The organism is Streptomyces sp. NPDC058697 (genome assembly GCF_042715345.1).
Classification (GTDB): domain Bacteria; phylum Actinomycetota; class Actinomycetes; order Streptomycetales; family Streptomycetaceae; genus Streptomyces; species Streptomyces liliifuscus.
The window spans coordinates 45396-65803 of sequence record NZ_JBHXSU010000016.1 but is presented as its reverse complement, the minus strand read 5'-3'; the positions used below and the strand labels follow the sequence as shown (position 1 = coordinate 65803).

17 protein-coding genes are annotated in these 20408 nt (G+C 71.1%); 12 read left to right on the top strand and 5 right to left on the bottom strand.

Annotation, left to right across the window (positions count from 1 at the left end):
- The first annotated feature begins 45 nt into the window (after window positions 1–45).
- A complete protein-coding gene (locus ACFWXQ_RS31330; protein WP_383935710.1) occupies window positions 46–1506 on the top strand; it encodes an aldehyde dehydrogenase family protein in 1461 nt (486 codons plus the stop codon).
- A gap of 97 nt (window positions 1507–1603) precedes the next feature.
- Here the strand turns inward: ACFWXQ_RS31330 and ACFWXQ_RS31325 are convergent, their stop codons facing one another.
- On the bottom strand, window positions 1604–2836 hold the full coding sequence (locus ACFWXQ_RS31325; RefSeq protein WP_383935712.1) for an FAD-dependent oxidoreductase: 1233 nt from the start codon (window positions 2834–2836) through the stop codon (window positions 1604–1606).
- A gap of 334 nt (window positions 2837–3170) precedes the next feature.
- On the opposite strand from ACFWXQ_RS31325, the gene uppS reads away from it, so the two are divergent.
- The 6 genes from uppS (at window position 3171) to ACFWXQ_RS31295 (ending at window position 9881) form a co-directional block, all read left to right on the top strand.
- Complete coding sequence (gene uppS / locus ACFWXQ_RS31320) at window positions 3171–5030, top strand: polyprenyl diphosphate synthase (RefSeq protein WP_383935714.1); 1860 nt, start codon at window positions 3171–3173, stop codon at window positions 5028–5030.
- Between the two features lie 151 nt (window positions 5031–5181).
- On the top strand, window positions 5182–5730 hold the full coding sequence (locus ACFWXQ_RS31315; protein WP_383935716.1) for a DinB family protein: 549 nt from the start codon (window positions 5182–5184) through the stop codon (window positions 5728–5730).
- A gap of 91 nt (window positions 5731–5821) precedes the next feature.
- Window positions 5822–6463 (top strand): PadR family transcriptional regulator, encoded by a 642-nt coding sequence (locus tag ACFWXQ_RS31310; protein ID WP_383935718.1) that lies wholly within the window; start codon window positions 5822–5824, stop codon window positions 6461–6463.
- Window positions 6464–6606: 143 nt separating this feature from the next.
- Window positions 6607–7551: an ATP-binding cassette domain-containing protein gene (locus tag ACFWXQ_RS31305; RefSeq protein WP_383935720.1), complete on the top strand. Its 945-nt coding sequence runs from the start codon at window positions 6607–6609 to the stop codon at window positions 7549–7551.
- A 38-nt stretch (window positions 7552–7589) separates the two neighbouring features.
- Complete coding sequence (locus ACFWXQ_RS31300; RefSeq protein WP_383935794.1) at window positions 7590–8339, top strand: ABC transporter permease; 750 nt, start codon at window positions 7590–7592, stop codon at window positions 8337–8339.
- 237 nt (window positions 8340–8576) lie between these two features.
- Window positions 8577–9881, top strand: coding sequence for a WD40/YVTN/BNR-like repeat-containing protein (locus ACFWXQ_RS31295; protein ID WP_383935721.1), 1305 nt, complete (start codon window positions 8577–8579; stop codon window positions 9879–9881).
- Between the two features lie 16 nt (window positions 9882–9897).
- On the opposite strand, the gene ACFWXQ_RS31290 is transcribed toward ACFWXQ_RS31295, so the two are convergent.
- The gene (locus tag ACFWXQ_RS31290; RefSeq protein ID WP_383935723.1) at window positions 9898–11304 is read right to left on the bottom strand and encodes a glutamate decarboxylase; all 1407 of its coding nucleotides are present in this window, start codon (window positions 11302–11304) and stop codon (window positions 9898–9900) included.
- A gap of 184 nt (window positions 11305–11488) precedes the next feature.
- Here ACFWXQ_RS31290 and ACFWXQ_RS31285 point away from each other — a divergent pair, with 184 nt between their 5' ends.
- On the top strand, window positions 11489–12250 hold the full coding sequence (locus ACFWXQ_RS31285; protein ID WP_383935725.1) for a MerR family transcriptional regulator: 762 nt from the start codon (window positions 11489–11491) through the stop codon (window positions 12248–12250).
- A gap of 108 nt (window positions 12251–12358) precedes the next feature.
- On the opposite strand, the gene ACFWXQ_RS31280 is transcribed toward ACFWXQ_RS31285, so the two are convergent.
- Window positions 12359–12724, bottom strand: coding sequence for a YbjQ family protein (locus tag ACFWXQ_RS31280; RefSeq protein WP_383935727.1), 366 nt, complete (start codon window positions 12722–12724; stop codon window positions 12359–12361).
- A gap of 140 nt (window positions 12725–12864) precedes the next feature.
- Between ACFWXQ_RS31280 and ACFWXQ_RS31275 the strand changes: the two genes are divergently transcribed.
- Window positions 12865–13845 (top strand): DedA family protein, encoded by a 981-nt coding sequence (locus ACFWXQ_RS31275; protein WP_383935729.1) that lies wholly within the window; start codon window positions 12865–12867, stop codon window positions 13843–13845.
- A gap of 108 nt (window positions 13846–13953) precedes the next feature.
- On the opposite strand, the gene ACFWXQ_RS31270 is transcribed toward ACFWXQ_RS31275, so the two are convergent.
- The gene (locus ACFWXQ_RS31270; RefSeq protein WP_383935731.1) at window positions 13954–15609 is read right to left on the bottom strand and encodes a threonine/serine exporter ThrE family protein; all 1656 of its coding nucleotides are present in this window, start codon (window positions 15607–15609) and stop codon (window positions 13954–13956) included.
- A gap of 105 nt (window positions 15610–15714) precedes the next feature.
- Complete coding sequence (locus tag ACFWXQ_RS31265; protein ID WP_033321679.1) at window positions 15715–16206, bottom strand: inorganic diphosphatase; 492 nt, start codon at window positions 16204–16206, stop codon at window positions 15715–15717.
- 79 nt (window positions 16207–16285) lie between these two features.
- On the opposite strand from ACFWXQ_RS31265, the gene dacB reads away from it, so the two are divergent.
- From dacB to tilS, 3 genes are all read left to right on the top strand, one after another.
- Window positions 16286–17872: a D-alanyl-D-alanine carboxypeptidase/D-alanyl-D-alanine-endopeptidase gene (gene dacB, locus ACFWXQ_RS31260; RefSeq protein ID WP_383935733.1), complete on the top strand. Its 1587-nt coding sequence runs from the start codon at window positions 16286–16288 to the stop codon at window positions 17870–17872.
- Window positions 17873–18025: 153 nt separating this feature from the next.
- The gene (locus tag ACFWXQ_RS31255) at window positions 18026–19150 is read left to right on the top strand and encodes a zinc-dependent metalloprotease (RefSeq protein ID WP_200397454.1); all 1125 of its coding nucleotides are present in this window, start codon (window positions 18026–18028) and stop codon (window positions 19148–19150) included.
- Between the two features lie 173 nt (window positions 19151–19323).
- On the top strand, window positions 19324–20394 hold the full coding sequence (tilS, locus tag ACFWXQ_RS31250) for a tRNA lysidine(34) synthetase TilS (protein WP_383935734.1): 1071 nt from the start codon (window positions 19324–19326) through the stop codon (window positions 20392–20394).
- The last annotated feature ends 14 nt before the right edge of the window (window positions 20395–20408 follow it).

The window sequence follows — 20408 nt, the reverse complement described above, 5'->3', positions numbered from 1 at the left end:
GATCGTTCGGGTGTCTGCTGCGGCAGCAAGGGATTGAGGGATCACATGTCGTCCTACTTCACCGACCTGGCTCAGCAGTACATCGACGGCGAGTGGCGTCCCGGTACCGGCTCCTGGGACATCATCGACTTCAACCCGTACGACGGTGAGAAGCTCGCGTCGATCACGATAGCCACGGTCGACGAGGTGGATCAGGCCTACCGGGCCGCCGCCCGCGCCCAGAAGGAATGGGCCGCGACGAACCCGTACGCGCGTCGTGCGGTGTTCGAGAAGGCCCTGCGGATCATCGAGGAGCGCGAGCAGGAGATCGCCGAGGTGATCATCGCGGAGCTCGGCGGCACGCATCTGAAGGCCGGCTTCGAACTGCACCTCGTCAAGGAGTTCCTGCGCGAGTCGGTCAACCTGGCGCTGCGCCCCGAGGGCAGGATCATCCCCTCGCCGGTCGACGGCAAGGAGAACCGCCTCTACCTCGTCCCGGTCGGCGTCGTCGGTGTGATCAGCCCCTTCAACTTCCCGTTCCTGCTGTCGCTGAAGTCCGTCGCGCCCGCCCTGGCCCTCGGCAACGGCGTGGTCCTCAAGCCGCACCAGAACACCCCGATCGTGGGCGGTTCCCTGGTCGCGAAGATCTTCGAGGACGCGGGTCTGCCGGCCGGTCTGCTCAACGTCGTGATCACCGACATCGCGGAGATAGGCGACGCCTTCATCGAGCACCCGGTCCCGAAGGTCATCTCCTTCACCGGCTCCGACAAGGTCGGCCGCCACGTCGCCACCGTCTGCGCCGCGAACTTCAAGCGCTCCGTCCTCGAACTCGGCGGCAACAGCGCGCTGGTGGTCCTGGACGACGCGGACATCGACTACGCCGTGGACGCCGCGGTCTTCAGCCGGTACGTGCACCAGGGCCAGGTCTGCATGGCCGCGAACCGTGTCCTCGTGGACCGCTCGATCGAGGCCGAGTTCACCGAGAAGTTCGTCGCCAAGGTGAAGACGCTCAAGGTCGGCGACCCGAACGACCCGGGGACCGTCATCGGCCCGCTCATCAACTCCTCGCAGGCGGACTCCGTCTCGGGCGTCGTGACCCAGGCGATCGCCGAGGGCGCCACCGCCCTCGTGCACGGCACCGTCACCGACAACCTCGTCGAGCCGTCCGTGCTGACCGGCCTGCCCGCCGACTCCGACATCCTCCGCCAGGAGATCTTCGGACCCGTGGCGCTCCTCGTCCCGTTCGACGGCGAGGAGGAGGCCGTGCGGATCGTCAACGACACCCCGTACGGGCTGAGCGGTGCCGTGCACACCGCCGACGTCGAGCGCGGTGTCTCCTTCGCCAGGCAGATCGACACGGGCATGTTCCACGTGAACGACGGCACCGTGCACGACGAGCCGCTGGTCGACTTCGGCGGCGAGAAGTCCTCGGGCATCGGCCGGCTGAACGGCGAGTCGACGGTCGGCGCCTTCACCACCCAGAAGTGGATCTCGGTCCAGCACGGGCGCAGCTTCTTCCCGTTCTGACCTGCCAACTCCGTTACGGGGCGCCCCTGCCGGCTTCGGCGAGGGCGCCCCGTGCCGTGTTTCGGGGACACGGGGCGAGCGGCGCGCACGGCACGCCTCAGCGGCGGCTCAGCAGGTAGGCGTCCGGCCCGTACGCGGCGGCGATGTCCTGCGCCGGGATGCCGAGCATCGTGGAGAACGCCGTCACGACCGGCAGATGGGCCGCGCCGGGCTCGTCACCGGTGAGGAGGTCCCCGACCGCGTCGCGGAGCGCGGGGCTGAGGCGCAGCTGGTCGACGGCCATCCTCGCCGTCTGCGCGGTGCCCGGCTCCTGACGGCTCAGCAGACGGTAGAGCGCCATCGCCACCCGCCCGGTCGCCGCTCCCGCTCCCGCGTGCTCCCGGGCGTACGCCTCGGCCGAGCCGTGCGCGGCCAGGCTCAGGGCGTCCTGGATGCCGAGGGTCGTGCCGGCCGCGAGGATCGGGTGGATGTGCCCGACCGCGTCGCCGACCAGCGCGATCCTGCCCTGCCCGTAGTGCACACGGGGGCGAAAACCGGTCGCGGACCACGTCAGCCGGCCCGCCGCCAGGGCATCGGCCAGCGGCCGCCGCAGCACCTCGGGCATCAGCGGCACGAAATGACGGTGCAGATACGCGTGCAGCGCCGGCGGTCGCGGATGCGTCGGGGGTACGTCGAGGACCACCCGGATCGTGTCGGGAGCGATGGAGTAGATGGCCACACCGTGCCCGGGCACCTCGCTCGCGACCTGGAAGAACTCGTAGACCGGCAGCCCCGGTCCTTCGAGCACGACACCGGCCGAGTGCGACACGACGGTCTGCGGGGTGTGCCCGAACAGCGCGCGCCGCACGCCGGAGGAGCGGCCGTCCGCCGCCACCACGAGATCGGCGCGCAGCCGCGTCTCCTGCCCGTCCCGGGTCAGCCGGACCGTGCCGTCCGGTGTCGCCGAGGTGACCCGGGCGCAGGTGAGCACCTCCACCCCGGGCCGTTCCACGACGCTGTCCCGCAGCGCGTCCACCAGCTCCGCGTGGGGCATGGACACCGCCCGCATGCCCCGCCGGTACGGCACCACGACCGGCTCGTGCCCCTCGTCGGCCAGGTGCATGCTGACGCCCGTACCCCGGACGTGACCGCCCTCCGGAAGCCTGAGGCCCCAGCGCAGCAGCACATCGGCGGCGGTCGGATGCAGCCATTCCACGGCGAACGGCGAGGCGGGTCCCCGCTCCATGCGCTCGACCACCACGACCCGGGCACCGCGGTCGGCCAACGCGTGCGCGGCGGCGCAGCCGACCGGGCCGGCCCCCACGACGATCGCGTCCACGGAATCGCTCATGCCTGGCTCACATCCCGGGCTGGCGCCCTGTGTTGACGGTGCGTCACTGTTCGTGACCGATCGCCTACGGAACCTAACCCATGTCCGTTCTCCGCCCCGGCGGCGTACCACGATCGGGCGAGAAGGTCGCCGAGCCCGCGCGGCGCGGCGACGGGCCCGGTAGGAAGGGCGCAACCGTCGGGTGGCGCACCAGGCCGTTCCGAGGGCCGTGCAGGGTCGTTGAGAGAGTGCCGCACCAGGCCGGTCCGTGGGCCGTTCCGGGCCGACGGCGACCGCATTTCCGACCTATCGCCAGGCGTGACGTGAGACGTGACGGCTGTGAAAGAAGGGCTCCTTGTCCCCCGTTCTCCCTCAGCCCGCCGCCCCCGACCCCGCGTCGGACTCCGCCCCCGACATCGCCGCCGCCTACGCGTCCTGCCGACGGCTGGTGAGGTCCTCCCGCTCCGTCGAGTACTCCGTCATGCAGCTGATGCCGGCCGCGCTGCGCCCCGCGTGCTGGGCGATGTACGCGGCGGCCGTGACGACCGACGCCCTCGTCGACGACGGGGAGGGCAGCCCGGCCGAGCGCGCCGCGAGGCTGCAGGCCTGGGTGGACGCCCTGCGCGCGGAGCTGTCGGAGCCGGGGTCCTCGCCCGTGGGACCGTCGCCCGCGCGGCCCTCCCGCGCGGGGCTTTCCCGCGGGCCCGGGGGTGACGGCCGGGACCGTGGGGATCCGGTCCGCCGCGCGCTCGCGGACACCATCCGAACGTGGCAACTCGACGTCGAGACGTTGACGCCCGTCTTCACCGCCCTGCGCGAGGACGCCTCGGGCCGCCGTCCCCAGACCTGGCGCGACTGGAGCCTGCGCACCCAGGCGGAGAACACCCCGTGGGCGATGTGGTGCCTGACTCTCCTGACCCGGGCCGGAGTTCCCACCACGGTCCGCCAGGAGCACCTGGAGGCGATGCCCGCCTTCCTCGACGGCCTCTACCTCACCGACACGCTCACCGATCTGGCGTCCGACCTCGGCCGCGGCATCCTGACGCTCCCCGAGGAGGCCCTCGCGGCCCATGGGGTCCCCGAGGCCGACCTCCTCGCCCGCCGCTGGACACCGCCCGTCGAGGCACTGATCACCGGCCTGACGGAACAGGCCCACGACTGGCTGGAACAGCCCGCGCTGCAGCGGGGGGTGCATCCGGGGATGGCCGTCCTGCTCCGCACCTCCACCGACATCTTCCGGGCCCGCGTCCGCACCGCCCGCCGGCTCGGCCCCGCGCTGCTGCACCGCACCGCCGAACTGTCCCCGGCGGTACGGCTGCGGCTGCTCGCCCCCGCCCGTGTCCGTGCCGTACGCGCCTGGCGCCGGGCCGCGCTCGTGCAGCCGGCCGAGCCCGCGGTGACCCTGCCCGAGCCCAGGCGCGAGGCCGATCCGGCGTTCCTTCCGCCGGTGCCGCCCCGCCCCCACCCGAGCGGGGAGTGCGCGCCGGACATCCCCGCGGAGCGGCTGCCCCGGCACGTGGGCGTCATCATGGACGGCAACGGCCGCTGGGCCGCCCAGCAGGGACTGCCCCGCAGCGAGGGCCACCGCGTCGGCTCGGACGCCACCCGTGATGTCGTCCACGGGGCGCTGGAGCTCGGTCTGAGCCACCTGACGCTCTACGCGTTCTCCACCGAGAACTGGCGGCGCGACGCGAGCGAGGTCGCCCGGCTGTTCCGCACCATGCACGAGACCCTGCGCGACTCGGACCTGCGCTCCCTCGACGTCCGGCTGCGCTGGGCGGGCAGTCCCGAGGGGCTTCCGGTCGACCTGGCCGACGCGCTGCGGCAGAGCGCGCGCGACAGCCGCCACCGGACCGGGCTGACGCTCACGCTGTGCGTCAACTACGGAGGCCGCGCCGAACTCGTCCAGGCCGCGGCGGGGCTGGCCCGCGCGGCCGCGGCGGGCGAGCTGGACCCGGACCACATCGACGAACGCCTCCTCGCCGCCCACCTGCCGCACCCGCACCTTCCGGAGGTCGACCTGCTGTGGCGCACGGGCGGGGAACACCGGATCTCCAACTTCCTTCCCTGGCACCTCAGTTACAGCGAACTCCACTTCACCGACACGTTGTGGCCCGAGGTCGACCGCCGGGACCTGTGGCGGGCGGTCAGTACGTACACGCAGCGCAAGCGACGGCACGGGGCCGCGCCGGTCGTGGAGGGCACGCGGGTCTGAAGAGTCCCGGTCTTCCGCCCGGAGTCCCGGAGTCCCAGAGTCCCGGAATTCCGCCCGGAGCCGGTTCTCGTTGAGGACAGAAGTTGTCCGCAAGGGTCCGTAACTTGGTTGATGTCAGCAGGCAAGAGGACCCGATGAGAGGCGGCCACTCATGGTCATGCACGTGCACGCGGAGGCCCATGGCGACGAGCGCGGGGCGCTGCTCGCCTTCCTGGACGAGCAGCGCGGGGGCATCCGCCGCACGTTGCTCGGCCTGACCGACGAGCAGGCCGCGACCCGCCCGAGCGCCAGCGAACTCTCGCTCTCCGGGCTGCTCAAGCACGTCGCCGAGACCGAGCAGGGCTGGCTCTCGCGGGCCCGGCAGGTGGCGCCCGACATCCAGCGCTCCGAGGAGAACTGGGGCGACAGCTTCCGGCTCGTCGGCGACGAGACCGTCGAGTCGATGCTCGCCCAGTGGGACAAGATCGCCGGGCAGACCGAGGACTTCATCCGGTCCGTGCCCAGCCTGAACGACACCTTCCCGCTGCCCGACGAGCCCTGGTTCCCGGACGACGAGGCCGTGTCCATGCGCTGGGTGATGCTCCGTCTGATCGCGGAGATGGCCCGGCACGCCGGCCACGCCGACGTCATCCGCGAGTCCCTGGACGGCAGGACCGCCTTCGAGCTGGTCGCGCAGCAGCAGGGCGCCTCCTGGGGGTGAGTCCTGAGAGGGCTCGGGGGCGGGGCCTGGGGGTGGGGCCTTGGGGTGAGGTGCCGCCCGGCCCAGGGGAGACGGGCCATACGCTGGCTCCATGTCAGCGATCCGTCTCCTCGTGCTCGGCGCAGTGCGCCAGCACGGCCGGGCCCACGGCTACCAGGTGCGCAACGACCTGGAGTACTGGGGCGCGCACGAGTGGTCCAACGCCAAGCCGGGCTCGATCTACCACGCGCTCAAGCAGATGGCGAAGCAGGGACTGCTGCTCGCCCACGAGATCGCGCCCTCCACGGCCGGCGGCCCGCCGCGCACGGAGTACGAGATCACGGAGGCGGGCACCGGGGAGTACCTCACACTGCTGCGCCAGTACCTCACCGCGTACGACCAGAAGCCGGACGTGCTCACCGCGGCGCTCGGCCTCATGGTCGACCTGGACCGCGAGGAGGTCCTCGAACTGCTTGAGGAACGGGTGCGGTCCATCGAGGAGTGGCGCAAGGGCGTCACCGAGTACTACACCCCCGAAGAAGGGCCCGAACAGCTGGGCCACATCGGCGAGATCATGAACTACTGGGTCACCTCCGCGGACACCGGCGCCCAGTGGACCCGCGGCCTGATCGAGCGGATCAGGGGCGGCGCGTACGTCTTCTCCGGCGAGGGGGACCCGTTCGTGGGGGTGCTGGCGGACGACGACGAGAACCCGTACGCGACGGGGGAGCCCCATCCGGGGGACGCGCGCTGAGCGGGGCGAGGCGCGCTCGGCGGAATCGGACAGCGGGCTCGGAGAAATTTCGCTAATCAAGTTTGACTAAGTGCCCGGACGGGCATACGGTTCACCGGCACGCTGGTAGTCAAGTTTGATTACTCGAAGGTGAAGGGAGCCCGATGACCGACGTGATCGTCGTCGAGGGCGTACGGAAGAGGTACGGAGACAAGCACGCGCTGGACGGGCTCGACCTGAGCGTCGGGCGCGGCACGGTGCACGGAGTGCTCGGGCCGAACGGCGCGGGCAAGACGACCCTGGTCCGCATTCTGGCCACCCTGCTGCGGCCCGACGAGGGCCGCGTCGAGGTGGCGGGGCACGACGTGCGGACCGACGCGCACGAGGTGCGCTTCCGGATCGGACTGCTCGGCCAGCACGCGGCGCTCGACGAGGAGCTCGGCGGACGGCAGAACCTGGAGATGTTCGGCCGCCTCTACCACCTGGGTGCCCGCCACGCGCGCGTGCGGGCCGACGAGCTCCTGGAGCGGTTCGGCCTGGCGGACACGGGCCGCAAGGCGGTCAAGCAGTACAGCGGAGGCATGCGGCGCCGGCTCGACCTCGCCGCCTCACTCATCACCGAACCGGAGGTGCTCTTCCTGGACGAGCCGACGACGGGCCTCGACCCGCGAGGCCGCGCGGAGGTGTGGGACGCGGTGCGCTCCCTGGTCGGCGGCGGCACGACCGTGCTGCTCACCACGCAGTACCTGGAGGAGGCGGACCAGCTCGCCGACCGTATCTCCGTCGTCGACCGGGGCCAGGTCATCGCGGACGGCACGGCGGACGAGCTGAAGGCGAAGACGGGCGGCGACCGGATCGACGTCGTACTGCACGACGCGGGCCAACTGGGCGCCGCCGTGGCCCTGTTGCCCTTCGACAAGGCCACCCTCTCCGTGGACACCGACCGGCGCCTCCTCAGCGCCCCGGTCACCGACCGCATGACGGCCCTCGCCGGGGCCGTACGTGCCCTGGAGGAGGCCGGGATAGAGGCCGAGGACATCGCGCTGCGCCGGCCGACCCTGGACGAGGTCTTCCTGCACCTGACCGGCAAGACCGAGGAGGCCGCGTGAGTACGTCGTTGAGCTGGGCCGTCACCGACTCCTGGACCATGACCCGGCGCGAACTCGCCCACTGGGCACGCCAACCCGTCCAGGTTTTCGTGGGGCTGGCGTTCCCCGTGATGCTGCTGCTGATGTTCGGCTATCTGATGGGCGGCGGCAGCGGCGTCTCGGGCGACTACCGCGAGTACCTGGTGCCGGGCATGTTCGCGCTGACCATGGCCTTCGGCCTGGACGCCACGATGGTCGCGGTCACCCAGGACCTCAACAAGGGCGTGATCGACCGGTTCCGGTCGATGCCCATGACCGGCGGCTCCGTCCTCGTGGGCCGTTCGGCCGCGGACATGCTGCAGTCGGCCCTCTCCCTGGTGGTCCTCGTCGGCGTCGGGCTCGCGGTCGGCTGGACCTGGCACGGTTCGTTCGCGGCCTTCCTGGGCGCGCTCGGCCTGCTGCTCCTGCTGCGGTTCGCGATGCTGTGGATGGGCATTTACCTGGCCATGGTCGCGGGCAGGCCCGAACTGGTGGCCACCGTGCAGATCCTGGTCTGGCCGGTGAGCTTCCTGTCCAACGCCTTCGCCACCCCCGAGTCCATGCCGGGCTGGCTGGGGGCGACCGTCGAGTGGAACCCCATGTCGGCGACGGCCACCGCGGTCCGTGACCTCTTCGGCAACGAGGGCGGCGCCGTGAGCACGTCCTGGGCGGCGGAACACGCCCAACTGCTGGCGGTGCTCTGGCCGCTGGCCCTGGTCGCAGTGTTCTTCCCGCTGGCGGTACGGAGGTTCGGGGCGCTGAGCAAGTAGGGGCTCCGGGCGGGGGCTGGTACGGGGTGGCTGCCGGGGCGGGCCGGGCGTGAGTACGGGCCGGGTGTGAGTACGGGCCAGGCGTCGGTACGGGCCGGTCCCGGCGCGGGTCGGTCACCCCCGCGGCGAAGTCGCCGGGACGAAGTGGGAACCCGATCGCGGCGAGCGGTGTACCAGAAGCAGACGCTGCGCGAGGAGCGCGGCGGGGCATCGGTTCGTCGCTGATCGGGGGATTCCATGGGGTGGTCGGGGCTGAGGAGGAGGGCCGCCGCGGTTCTGGCCGCGGTGCTCGGGGTGTCGGCGTTGCTGGGGGCGTGCGCCGAGGCCGAGCCGGGAGGGGGCGGTGCGGCGGGGGCCGCGAGGTCTTCGCCCGCCGGGGCCTCGTCGGCCGGGTCCTCGGGCGCCGCGGCCGATCCGGCGGGATCCGGGGTGACGCCTCCCCGGATCCCGTCGGCACCCGGGCTGCCGGGGAACCCCTCCGGCGTCGGCTTCGCGGCGGACGGCAGCGGCTTCGCGCTCTTCGCGCAGTGCGGGGAGAAGCGCTGCCGGCAGAGCGTGGCCGTGCTGGACAGGGGAGCGGACGCCTGGCGCCCGGTGCGCTCGCCGCTGCCGGACGTGACGGGCGATCTCGGTATCACCGTCGGGCTCACCGGACTGGGCCCAGGCCGCGCGCTGATCACCGAGGGCGTCTGGCCGCCGACGTACCGGACCTGGTTCACGCCCGACGGCGGCCGCACCTGGCGGACGGGCTCGGAGAAACCCTCGGGGACGATCCCGGTGGTGCCCGAGGGAGGCGCTCTGGTCCAGGACTGCGTGAAGGTGCTGGACGACAACAGCTACTGCGAGCGGTCCCGGCTGCTCGTCGTTCTGCCCGACACGGGCGAGTTCCGCGTGCTGGCCACGCAGCCGCCGCTGGAAGGGGTGGTGAGCCCGGCGGGGGAGGTCGCCCTCAGGGGCGGAGCCGCGAACCCGTCAGACGCGAACCCGTCAGACGTGAACCCGTCAGAGGGGACAGACGTGCTCTTCGCCGCGGCCGACGACCCGCGAACGGCCCGGCCCGTGCTGGCCGCCAGTGAGGACCGGGGGCGCACATGGAGGAGGGCCCCGCTCCCGGGCGCCGACCGGGCATCACATGTGCGCGTGACAGAGGCGGACGGCACGCTGTATGCCCTGGAGACGGGCCAGTTGCCCGAGGACGACACCGTGAAGAACGGCCTGCGGGCCATCCACCGCAGCACCGACGCCGGCCACACCTGGCAGCGCGTCTGGAGGCACCGCAAGGGGGCGGAGCCCCGCTCCAGCCTCGGCGACCTGGTGGTCGCCGCCGACGGCAGCCTCACCGTCCACGGCGAGGACGGCGTCTGGCGCAGTACCGACGGCGGCGGCACCTTCCAGCGGGGCAGCGGCGGGCGAGGCTTCTCGGGCTCCGTCACCGCGACACCGCTGGGCTACCTGTGGGCGGACAGCTTCGGTGCAGGGTCCTTCCGGATATCCGCCGACGGCATCCACTGGCACCGGTTCGAACTGGGGGACGGCGACTGACCGGAGAAAGGCCCGCTCAGTGGTGGAAGCCGGTCGCCGCCCCCTTGTCCCGCGTCTGCGGATGCGACTGCTGCCGCAGTTCGGGCAGCAGACGGCCCAGGTCCTCCACGAACAGCTCGGCGAGGTCGGACGAGAACCCGTTGCGGCACACCACCCGCAGCACGGACAGGTCCTCACGGTTCTCGGGGAAGGTGTACGCCGGCAGCAGCCAGCCACGCTCCCGCATGCGCCGGGACACGTCGAAGACGTCGTACGCGGTGATGTCCGGAGACGTTGTGAAAGCGAACACCGGCAACTGGTCGCCCCGGGTGAGGAGACGGAAGTCGCCGAGCGCCTCGATCCGCTCGGCGAGCCCCAGGGCGACGTCCCGCGTCGTCTGCTGAACAGCCCGGTAGCCCTCGCGGCCCAGCCGAAGGAAGGTGTAGTACTGCGCCACGACCTGCGCCCCCGGCCGGGAGAAGTTGAGCGCGAAGGTCGGCATGTCACCGCCCAGGTAGTTGACCCGGAAGACCAGCTCCTCCGGCAACTCGTCGGCCGAGCGCCACAGCGCCCAGCCGACACCCGGGTAGACCAGGCCGTACTTGTGCCCCGAGGTGTTGATGGAGGAGACGCGCGGCAGCCGGAAGTCCCAGACCAGGTCCTCGTCGAGGAAGGGAGCGACCATAGCGCCGGACGCGCCGTCGACGTGGACGGGGATGTCCAGACCCGTGCGCGACTGCAACTCGTCCAGGGCGGCGCAGAGTTCGGCGATCGGCTCGTACGACCCGTCGAAGGTGGAACCGAGGATGCCGACGACGCCGATGGTGTTCTCGTCGCAGAGTTCGGCGGCGGCCTGCGGGTCGAGGTGGAACCGGTCGCCCTCCATGGGCACCAGGCGCGGCTCGACCTCCCAGAAGTTGCAGAACTTGTCCCAGCAGACCTGGACGTTGACGCCCATGACGAGATTGGGGCGGGCTCCCGGATACCGGTCCGCGTTGCGCTTGGTCCAGCGCCGCTTGAGCGCCATGCCCGCGAGCATGCACGCCTCGCTGGACCCCGTCGTCGAACAGCCCACGGCGGCGGACGGATCCGGCGCGTTCCACAGATCGGCGAGCATCGCCACACACCGCCGCTCCAGCTCGGCCGTGCGCGGGTACTCGTCCTTGTCGATCATGTTCTTGTCGCTGCACTCGTCCATCAGCACCCGGGCCTGCGGTTCCATCCAGGTGGTGACGAAGGTGGCGAGGTTCAGGCGGGAGTTGCCGTCCAGCATCAGCTCGTCGTGCACCAGCTGATACGCGGTGGAGGGCGGCAGCGGCCCGTCCGGCAGCCGGTGCTTGGGCGGGGCCTCGGTCATGCCGCCGACCGGATTCGCCTGCCCGTAGAAGGGGTTGACGGTCGCGGGACGCTCGTCGGGCTGCTTGGGGCCGGTGTGCAGCGGCATGGGTCCTCCGGTCGGTGGGGTCGGGCTTCCATGGTGGGCCACCACCTCGTCATAAGCGGGTAAAACCGGCATGGCACCAGGTGGATTCGGGCCGGGCGGATTCGGCCGATGGATTCCGGCTTGCACCTCACGTGACGTGAGGCCTCAGCCTGAGGTGCGTACCGAAAAGGAGGGAGCGGAGACGATGAGCTACTCCGTGGGACAGGTCGCCGGTTTCGCCGGGGTGACGGTGCGGACGCTGCACCACTACGACGAGATCGGGCTGCTCGTACCGAGCGAGCGCAGTCACGCGGGCCACCGGCGCTACGGCGACGAGGACCTCGACCGGCTGCAGCAGATCCTGTTCTACCGGGAGCTGGGCTTTCCGCTCGACGAGGTCGGGGCCCTGCTCGACGACCCGGAGACGGACCCGCGCGCGCACCTGCGCCGCCAGCACGAACTGCTGACCGCCCGGATCGAGAAGCTGCAGAAGATGGCCACGGCCGTGGAGCACGCCATGGAGGCACGCACGATGGGCATCAACCTCACACCCGAGGAGAAGTTCGAGGTCTTCGGCGACAAGGACCCCGAGGAACACGCGGAGGAGGCCGAGCGCCGCTGGGGCGGCACCGAGGCGTACGCGGAGTCGCAGCGCCGCGCCGCCCGTTACACCAAGGACGACTGGAAGCGCATGCAGGCCGAGGTCGCCTCCTGGGGCGAACGCTACGACGCCCTCATGGAGGCCGGCGAGCCCGCCACGGGGGAGCGGGCCATGGACATGGCCGAGGAACACCGGCAGCACATCGGCCAGTGGTTCTACGACTGCTCGTACGAGATCCACCGGGGCCTCGGCGAGATGTACGTGTCGGACGAGCGGTTCAAGGAGTTCTACGACTCCATGCGCCCGGGGCTCGCCGAACACCTGAGGGACGCGATCACGGCGAACGCGGCTCGGCACGAGGCCTGACGGCGCGGGCGGCAGGAGGGCCGAGGCGATCGGTGAGTGCCTGCCGGTGGAGGGCGGTAAGGGGCGTTCGCAATGGTGGGCGCCCCTTACCCCCGTACCGCCGCCGCGCTACTCCTTGACCATCACCACGGCCGTGCCGTACGCGCACACCTCCGTCCCGACGTCCGACGCCTCGGTCACGTCGAAGCGGAACGCCAGCACACCGTTGGCGCCGCGCGCGCTTGCCTGCTCGACGAGCCGTTCCATCGCCTGGTTGCGGGTCTCCACCAGTGTCTTGGTGAGGCCCTTCAGCTCGCCGCCGATCATCGACTTCAGACCCGCGCCGATCTGGCTGCCCAGATGCCTGGAGCGCACGGTCAGCCCGAAGACCTCACCGATGACCTGCTCGACCCGGTAGCCGGGCACATCGTTCGTCGTCACGACCAGTACGTCGGGCTGGGGTCCCTGACCGCCGCCGTATTCTTCGATTCCCATGGCTCACAGCTTTGTCCCAGTCGGGGCACAGTGCATCCTGTAAGAGCCGGTGGAACCTGGACCCTTCATGCTGCGTTGATAACTTTGGTCGGCCACACCCTCGCCTGCCGCATATCCACCACCCTCAGGAGTCCGGAATCGTGACGACGACGCTTGCCCTCGGCCCAAGCTGGTTGGATCCGGACTACCTACTGGACTCGTTCGGCATCTGGGGCCTGCTCCTGATCGTCTTCGCCGAGTCCGGCCTGCTCATCGGCTTCTTCCTGCCGGGTGACTCGCTGCTGTTCACGGCGGGTCTGCTGATCACGTCGAACCAGCTGGACTTCCCGCTGTGGGCCGCCGTCGTCCTGATCTGCATCGCCGCGATCGTCGGCGACCAGGTGGGCTACATGTTCGGCAAGAAGGTGGGGCCGTCGCTCTTCACCCGGCCGGATTCGCGCCTCTTCAAACAGGAGAACGTGGTCAAGGCCCACGAGTTCTTCGAGAAGTACGGCCCCAAGTCCCTGGTCCTGGCCCGCTTCGTGCCCATCGTGCGTACGTTCACGCCGATCATCGCCGGTGTCAGCGGCATGAAGTACCGCTCGTTCCTGATCTTCAACGTGGTCGGCGGCATCCTCTGGGGCGCGGGCGTCACACTGCTCGGCTCCTGGCTCGGCCAGATCGACTTCGTGAAGAAGAACATCGAGCCGATCCTGCTGCTGATCGTCTTCATCTCGGTGGTCCCGATCATCATCGAGTTCATGCGGGCCCGCAGCAAGTCCAAGAAGAACCCGCAGCAGCAGCCCCCGGCGCCGCAGGCCATGGACGACCGGACGACCCAGCTCCGCCGCATCCCCCCGGCCCACGAGACCGGCCAGAACGGCCCGACCGGCCACGACGACTACTACGGCAACCACGGCAACGGCGGCCAGAACCAGCAGTACCAACAGCAGCCCTACACCCCGGACCAGGGCTACGACCAGAACTACGGCGGCTACCCCCAGGACCAGGGCCAGTACGCCCAGCAGTACCCCCAGAACTACCCGCCCCAGAACCAGCAGCAGTACCCCCAGCCCCCGTACCCCCAGGACCAGAACCAGAACCAGGGCTACCCGTACGGCCAGAACTACCCGCAGAACTGACGCCCCTCCAGGGGTGCGGGGAACTGCGCGACCAGCCACAACGCCCCCGCACCCGGCCACGGGACATCAGCCACCCGGATCCAAAGCCGCCCCAAGAGGACCCGCACCTCAGAACCCGCGGGTCCTCTTCGCCGCCCTCCGCGCCCCGGCGGACGCACCAGGCAACCGCATGAACAGCCGGGAAATCTCGGACCCCAGATTCACCCCGATGGCGATGGCCATAGCAAGGGCGGCCGCCTTCGTCAGCGACACCAGCCCCTCGTCGACATCGTTCTGAGCGATCGCCAGCAGCCCGAAATACGTGGCCGACCCCGGCAACAGGGGCCCGATCGCCGCAGTGGTGTAGGGCAGCGCCGAAGCGAACCGATAGCGCGACAGCAGCTGCCCGAACAGCCCTACGAGCCCGGCCGCCGCGGCCGTGGAGGCGACGGGCGAGATCTCGCCCACGTAGTGCATGGCCCCGTACACGCTCCACGCCACGCCCCCGTTGAGCGTCACGATCAGCACAGTGGAACGTTCCTGCTGGAGCAGCACCGCGAAGCAGAGCGTCAGGAGCATCGACGCGGCGATCTGCCACCCCGGCCGGTTGGAGGACTGCAGGGCCGCGTCCGGATTGAGCTCCGCGCCCAGCTTCACGCCGAAGTACAGGACCACCAGGACGCCGATGACGATGCCGACGTAGAAGTACATGACTTCCAGGAGCCGGGCCGCCGCGGTGATGTAGTAGCCGGTCAGCCCGTCCTGCACGCCCGCCACCAGCGCACGTCCGGGCAGCAGCGCGAAGAGCCCACCGGTGATCACCGCGGACGCCCGCACGTCGACGTGCGCGATCGTCAGAGCGGCACCCATCGCGGCGGCCGGCATCGCGGCCACGGTGAACTGGTAGAACTCCGGCAGCCCGCGCCCCGCGCACAGCCACGCCAGCCGGTCGCCCAGCATCGCGCCGACGGCGGCCGCGACGAACACGATCGCGTCACCGCCGACGAGCACGGAGGCCGCGCCCGCGAGGCCCCCGGTGGCCAAGGTCAGCAGCCAGCCGCTGTACGGGTGCCGGTTGCGGCGGATCTCCGCGAGCCGCCGGTAGGACTCCTCCAGAGAGACATCGATCTGCTCGTCGCTGATGTCGTCGACGAGCTGGTAGACGGCCGCCAGACGCGTGTAGTCGGTGCCCCGGCGCCGTACGGTCCGCGACGCGGTCACCGGATCCTCGACCAGCGACGGCTGGTACGAGATGGACAACAGTGTGAAGGTGACGCCCGGCTCGCAGCGGTCCAGGCCGTACGAGCGGCAGACGGCGAACATCGCCGCCTCCACGTCCTCGGCGCCCTCGCCGCCCGCGAGCAGCAACTCGCCGATACGCAGGGTCAGGTCGAGCACGCGCGGGACGGCCGGACCCTCGTCCTCCGTCTTCTGCACGGTCTCGGGGACGGGCCGCTCGGCGACGGGCATGCGCAGCATCGTGCGCATCCGGTCCTGCCAGGGAACGTCCTTGGTGAGATCGACCCGCGGTATGCCGGTGGGCGGGGTGAAGGCGAGCGGCGCGTGCTTGGCGCTGTACGTCCTCGGCGTGCTGAACGCCGACCCCTCAGAATCGGCGGCGGGCACCTGCGGGACGTCCAGCCCCTTGGGAAGCGCGAACTCCGATGTCGTCGATGACTCCTCCTCGACCGGCACGGGCTGCGCCACCACACCGGCGGGCGGGACGAACGCACTCCTCGCCTCGTCCGACTGCGGCTTACGGTCTTCCGCCTCCGGCTCGGTCACCCACGACTCCTGAATCGCACATCCGGTACGCCTCAGTATGCGCACCGACAGACAAAGGGGCCGCGCGACCCGGTCGGGGTCACGCGGCCCTCAGGCCACGGGGGGTCAGTGACCGCCCGTCTCCTTGAACCGCTTGTAGGACCGCTCGATCTCGGCCTCGGCGTCCGTACGGCCCACCCAGTTGGCGCCCTCGACGGACTTGCCGGGCTCCAGGTCCTTGTAGACCTCGAAGAAGTGCTGGATCTCCAGACGGTCGAACTCCGACACGTGGTGGATGTCCCGCAGGTGCTCCACGCGAGGGTCGTGCGCGGGCACGCACAGCAGCTTGTCGTCGCCGCCGGCCTCGTCCGTCATACGGAACATGCCGATCGTGCGGCACTGGATGAGACAGCCCGGGAAGGTCGGCTCGTCCAGGATGACCAGCGCGTCCAGCGGGTCGCCGTCCTCGCCGAGGGTGTTCTCGACGAAGCCGTAGTCGGCCGGGTAACTGGTCGAGGTGAAGAGGCGACGGTCCAGACGGATCCGACCGGTCTCGTGGTCCACCTCGTACTTGTTCCGTGAACCCTTCGGAATCTCGATCGTGACGTCGAACTCCACCGGTGGCTCCTCCATGATCAGCACATAGTTCTGGTGGTTAAGTGTCCCTCACGCAGGTGTGTGATCGCGAAAGGGGCTGGTGGTCGTGCCAGAGCTGAAGGCTTGGCGGGCCGCGAGACCGCATGTGGTGCGGGTCGCGCGGTCCGTGAGACCGCAACTCGTACGGGCCGTGGGAGCCGTGAAGCCACCGCTCGTCCGGGCCGCAGGAGCCGTGAAGCCGCTGGTCACGCAGCCGTCGACCGCGCAGTTCACGGCGGGCGCCGCCACCCTCGGACTCGTCGTGGCGGCCACCGTGGTCACTGCGGCCGGGCCCTGGGACTCCACCGGTCAGCGTACGGCGGAGCGCGACTGGGCCGCATCGCAGGGGCGCGCAGGTGGCGCAGATCACGGTCATGTGTCCGGTACGTCCGGAAAGGCGCCGGCGCCCGCCCCCAGCGCCGCGTCCGTGCTCACCGGACTCGGCGGTTCCGTCGGCGCCGGTCCGTCCCCCACGGAGAAGGCCCTCGCCGACGTCCTCGGCCCGCTCCTCGACAACGCCGCGCTGGGCTCCGAACGCGCGGCCGCCGTCGTCGACCTGGCCACCGGAAAGCGCCTGTACGGCAAGGGCGCGGGCGACGCGCTGACCCCGGCGTCCACGACGAAGATCGCCACGGCCGTCGCGGCCCTCTCCGCGGCGGGCGCCGACCACCGCATCGCGACCCGTACGGTCCTCGAACCCGACACCAAGAAGGTCGTCCTCGTCGGCGGCGGCGACCCCACACTGACCGCCCGCAAGGACGCGGAGGGCAACGCGAGCCTGCGCACCCTCGCCGACGAAACCGCCCGAGCCCTCAAGGACCGCAAGACCGGCGAGGTGACCCTCTCGTACGACACCTCGCTGTACGAGGGCCCCGACGTGCACCCGATCGGGCTCGACAACACCAATGTGGCCCGGGTGACCGCCCTGATGGCCGACGAGGGCCGTCTCGACGACACCTCCAGCGGCACCGCGAAGCGCACCGAGGAACCGGCGGCCGACGCGGCGAAGAAGTTCGCGGACCTGCTGAAGGCCCGCGGCATCAAGACCACGGACCCCGTGCCCGCCAAGGCGACCGACCGCGCCAAGGCCCTCGCCACGGTGCAGTCCCCGCCCCTGTCCGCCCTGGTCGAACGCATGCTGACCAACAGCGACAACGACATCGCCGAGGCCCTGGCCCGCCAGACGGCCGTCGCCGCGGACGAACCGGCGAGCTTCAAGGGCGGCGGCGCCGCCGTCCGCAAGCAGCTGAAGAAGCTCGGACTGCCTCTCAAGGGCGCGCAGTTCGCCGACGGCAGCGGCCTGGACCGCGCCGACAAGCTCACCGCCGACCTGCTCACCGCCCTGCTGGCCAAGGCCGCCGACCCGGCCCACCCCGAGCTCCGCGCCGCCCTCACGGGCCTCCCCGTGGCCGGCTTCACCGGCACCCTCAGCGGGCGCTACGCCGGCCAGCCCGGCACCGGCCTCGTACGCGCCAAGACGGGCACCCTGACCGGCGTACACACCCTGGCGGGCACTGTCGTGGACACGGACGGCCACCTCCTGGCCTTCGCCTTCCTGACAGCCTCCGACCCACCCACAGAGCCCACAGCCACCCAGAAGGGCCTGGACACCCTGGCATCGACACTGGCGACCTGCGGCTGCAGCTGAGAGCGCCGCTGTCGGCGAGCCCCGCAGGGGCGCCGACAGGGGCGCGGGGAACTGCGCGCCCAGCCACGGACGGCCCGCAGCCGAGGTACTGCCGTACAGCCCCACCGTCCCACTCCCTGCCCCAAGCGGCAGCGCTCACGTACGGTTGACTGCATGACGAGCATCGGTGGTGCGGAGATGGTCGACTGGAATCTCGCGGTGGCGACCGCGACCCGGCTCGTAAGGCCGGGCCCAGAAGTGAGCCGCGACGAGGCCAGGGCCGTCGTCGCAGAGCTGCGCCGGCACGCAAAGGCCTCGGAGGAGCACGTCCGCGGCTTCACGCGGATGGGTGGCGACGACCTCCACGACACCCCCATCCTCGTCGTCGACCGCCCGGGCTGGGTCCGGGCGAACGTCGCCGGGTTCCGGGAACTGCTCAAACCGCTGCTCGACAAGATGCAGGAACGTCGCGGCAGCACCCCCGGCGGAGCCGTCCTGGGCGCCGTCGGCGGCAAGGTCACCGGCGTCGAGCTGGGCATGCTGCTGTCCTTCCTCTCCTCCCGGGTCCTCGGCCAGTACGAGACCTTCGCCCCGGCCACCCGCGAACTCCCGGCCGGCGAGAACGGCGGGGGCAGGCTCCTCCTGGTCGCGCCGAACATCGTGCACGTGGAGCGCGAACTCGACGTCCAGCCCCACGACTTCCGGCTCTGGGTCTGCCTCCACGAGGAGACCCACCGCACGCAGTTCACGGCCGTGCCCTGGCTGCGTGACCACCTTGAGGGCGAAATCCAGTCTTTCTTGGGAGAGACCGAGGTCGACCCCATGACCGTTCTGGAGCGCATCCGCGAGGCGGCCCAGTCCCTCGCGGGCGGCCGCCCCGAGGGCGAGGAGGGCGACGACCAGCGCTCCATCGTCGAGATCGTGCAGACCCCGGCCCAGCGCGAGATCCTCGGCCGGCTGACCGCCGTGATGTCCCTCCTGGAGGGACACGCCGACTTCGTGATGGACGGCGTCGGCCCCGCCGTCGTCCCGTCCGTCGCCGAGATCCGCGAGAAGTTCCAGCAGCGGCGCGCCCGCGGCGCCTCCCGCCTCGACCTGGCCCTGCGCAAGCTCCTGGGCCTCGACGCCAAACTGCGCCAGTACCGCGACGGGGAGCGATTCGTACGCGCGGTCGTGGACGAGGTCGGCATGGACGGCTTCAACCGGGTGTGGACCTCACCGAACACGCTCCCCACCAAGTCGGAGATCGCCAAACCGGCGGACTGGGTCGCGCGGGTGCACCGTAAGGCAGAGTCGTGAATCGAATCCGGCCGACGGCAGGTGAACGCCCCTCCAATCACCCGTCCGAGGGACCGTGAGCGATGGGTAGGCGTGCAATGCTCGGGGAACGGCCCGGTTCTGTCACCATCTACACACTCTGAGTGACCGAACCTCGGGCTCACCCCCCGACAATTTCATGAAGGGAACCGGACATGGGTCCCCATCCTGCGGTCGCGGCGATACGCCTGGCGGTCCGCCGCGTGCTCCATGACGTCCTCACCGACCACACGCCCTCCCCTGACGCCCCCTCCGCCCCCGCTGCCTCCCTCGGCTCCCCCGGCACTTCGCACGAGCAGCCGCCCCCGCCGCTCGTGCTCGTCGCGTGCTCCGGCGGCGCGGACTCCATGGCGCTCGCCTCCGCCCTCGCCTTCGAAGCCCCCAAACTCGGCATCCGCGCCGGCGGTGTCACCGTCGACCACGGCCTGCAGCCCGGCTCCGACCTGCGTGCCGCGGAGGTGGTGCTGCGCTTGGGCGAACTCGGCCTGGCCCCCGTCGAGTCCGTGGCCGTCAGCGTCGGCAGGGACGGCGGACCCGAGGCCGCGGCCCGCGACGCCCGCTACGGCGCCCTGGACGCCGCCGCCGAGCGCCACGGCGCCGCCGCGGTCCTGCTCGGCCACACCCGCGACGACCAAGCCGAAACCGTCCTGCTCGGCCTGGCCCGCGGCTCCGGCATCCGTTCCCTGTCCGGAATGGCCGCCGTCTCCGGAGGGCCGGGAGCCGCCCGCCGCTACCGCCGCCCCTTCCTGCACCTCGACCGGCAGACCGCCCGCAAGGCCTGCATGGTCCAGTCCCTGCCCGTGTGGGACGACCCCCACAACGCGGATCCGGCGTACACCCGTTCCCGGCTGCGCCACGAGGGACTGCCCGCCCTGGAGAAGGCGCTCGGCAAGGGCGTCGTCGAGGCACTCGCCCGTACGGCCCAGCTGTCCCGTGACGACGCCGACGCGCTCGACGCGTGGGCGGGTCAGGCCGAGGCGTCCGTGCGCGACGCCACGGGCCTCCTGGAGTGCGCCAAGCTGTACGCCCTGCCGCCCGCCGTGCGCCGCCGCATCCTGCGTCGCGCCGCCATCGAGGCCGGGGCGCCCGCCGGTTCGCTGTTCGCCCGGCACATCGAAGAGGTCGACCGGCTGATCACCGGCTGGCGCGGCCAGGGAGCCATCAACCTCCCGGGCAAAGTCGTCGCCCAGCGGCAGGGTGGCAGACTGGTGATTCGGCAAGGCTGAAAAAGGGTTCCCCT